Genomic DNA, 2,107 nt, shown 5'->3' on the forward strand with positions numbered 1-2,107 from the left:
CGCCACCCACCTCGGCAAGCATCGGCGCGGCAAGCTCCAGCACACGCTCGGCAGGGAGGGGCTGTGGTGTCGGCCGCGGGTCGATCATGGTGGTTAAGCGTACCGGCAACGCTCGGTGCCGTGGGCCGAGCAAGACCGTGAACGTTTGTGGTCAAGGCACTAGCATCCGGACATGCCGATGTGCGCGCGCGCCGTATCGTGTTGGCCATGATCGAGACCGCTGCGCCGAGGACGCGCAACCGGAGTGGCACGGCCGCACTCGTGCTTGCGTGCATCAGCCTGCTTCTGTCGCTGATCGCGTGCGGTGTGGCGGGGCTGTCTTTCGGCAGCAATGACATAGACCTGCTCCCGGTACAGTCCAAGCCGGAGGTCGCCAGCGCGGCCCAGGTGGAAGCCGTCGCTCACGTGACCCTGCCGCCCGGCAGCGTGCTGCTCACCGCCGCGTATAGCAACGGCCTGGAAACCCAGCTCTCGGCGAAGGTCCGCATGCCGCGCACCGAACTCGACGCCTTCGTCGCCGCGGCGAATTTCACGACGGCTCTCGCGCCGGGGCTTCGGGCAGTCGACGCCAAACACAACGTCGGTGGCGGCAACCTGTGGGACCCCGAAACCGCCAAGACCATCTCCGGCCTCGACGAGGAGCAACCCACTGCAGACGGCACACGCCGAGCGCTCCTGGTCAACCTCGACGCACCCGATGCAGTCACCGTGTACCTGTACGCCAGCCGCGGCTGAACCCCGCAGGCACCCGCTTCTGCCGCGATCCGCGCGTCACGCCGTGTAACGGATGGATCTCGGCGCTTAGCGCACGGATCTGCCGAGTTGAGTGCATTTGATCAAGCCAGAATGCAGTAGACGGCAACGAACGGATGTTGTCAGAAGTGGGGACATAGGCGAGCCGGCCTATGTCCCCAGTTCTGATTCCCGCTGTACGCGTATGTGGCGTGGTAGCGGCTGTGACTCGCACCGCTGGGAGTGCAAATCAGTTCATCGAGTCCCTCACCATCACGATGAAAGTGAATCCGGCGCTCGTCGGACGGCGCAGGGAAATGTCGCACTTGATCCGGCGCAGTACCTCGTTTCTGCTGAGGCGGAGTCCTTGCGCGATGAGCCGCTCCGGGCGGACCGGCACCGGATCCTCGAAGTCAACCTCCACCTGCAGTGGCCACGCCTCGTCGAGCTCTGCCGGCGGGGTGTCCAGCTGCCAGGCCCCCTGCCAGTCCAGGGTGTACCGGTTGCGCCGGGCGAGCAGCGGATCCAGCAGCGTGGCCGCCACGAGCTCCGGATCGTTGGCGTGGTAGCCGTCGAGCAACGCCGGATCGAAGGATCTGACCGGCGCTCGCTCGTGCACGGTGAGTTTGCTCGTCCGATTGCAGGACACGCAACGGACCAGCAGCCACACGTCCAGCAGCTTGCCGTTGGCGTTGACGCGGAACCTGCCCTCGCCGGTGGTGGCCGACTCCGACCGGCAGTCCACGCACCGCAACGACAGCAGAGGCAGCCTGGTCCGGCGAACGATCCAGGGCAGCACAGTATGAGGTTGTGAAGACATGATGATCTCTCTAAAGACCTGACACGAGGCCGATTGCGCGCGGCCTCAAACGCTGCATGAACGGGCGCACGCGGGCAGCCCGGCAGAACCGACGGGAGGGTCGGCCTGTAGATGCGCGGAAGAAGGCGTCAGGTCTAAAGAGCGGGCGGGGTCACGCGGTTTGTCCTCTGTCCTCGCTGCGACGGGGCACCGGCAACCTACGGGAACGCGGAAGAAGGGCTCAAACGGTTTTCCGGCTCGGAGAGTGATCCGCATGGTGGGGGGGTGCACGTCGGGATCTCGTTAGACCAGGAGCGTGCCTTGCTCACGGTGGCGGAAAGCGGCGACAGCGAAGCCGTGACCGAGGTCGTCGAGGAGCGCTTCTGCGGACAGCTTGAAGGCTAGGTCGGCTGCACGCTCATGCCGCGATCCGCGCGTCACGCCGTGTAACGGATGGATCTCCGCGCTTAGCGCACGGATCTGCCGATGACCGTGCATCCGGTTTTGGTGTGCCTCTGCTGAATTCATTGCCGTTCGATGCAGAACTCATTGCCCTCGGGGTCACGCAGAGTTACC

General features: G+C 65.3%; 2 protein-coding genes. One reads left to right on the top strand and one right to left on the bottom strand.

From position 1 onward, the window contains the following. The first annotated feature begins 207 nt into the window (after positions 1 to 207). Complete coding sequence (locus AB0I41_RS35075) at positions 208 to 735, top strand: hypothetical protein (protein WP_357115747.1); 528 nt, start codon at positions 208 to 210, stop codon at positions 733 to 735. A 247-nt stretch (positions 736 to 982) separates the two neighbouring features. On the opposite strand, the gene AB0I41_RS35080 is transcribed toward AB0I41_RS35075, so the two are convergent. Next, complete coding sequence (locus tag AB0I41_RS35080) at positions 983 to 1,477, bottom strand: DUF1062 domain-containing protein (protein ID WP_357115750.1); 495 nt, start codon at positions 1,475 to 1,477, stop codon at positions 983 to 985. Positions 1,478 to 2,107: the final 630 nt, after the last annotated feature.

It is taken from the genome of Micromonospora sp. NPDC050200, from assembly GCF_040656135.1.
Taxonomy (GTDB): Bacteria; Actinomycetota; Actinomycetes; order Mycobacteriales; family Micromonosporaceae; genus Micromonospora.

What these genes read in the sequence shown, in the direction of transcription:
- AB0I41_RS35075 (WP_357115747.1), top strand. Translation starts at nt 208, where the DNA reads ATGATCGAGACCGCTGCGCCGAGGACGCGCAACCGGAGTGGCACGGCC.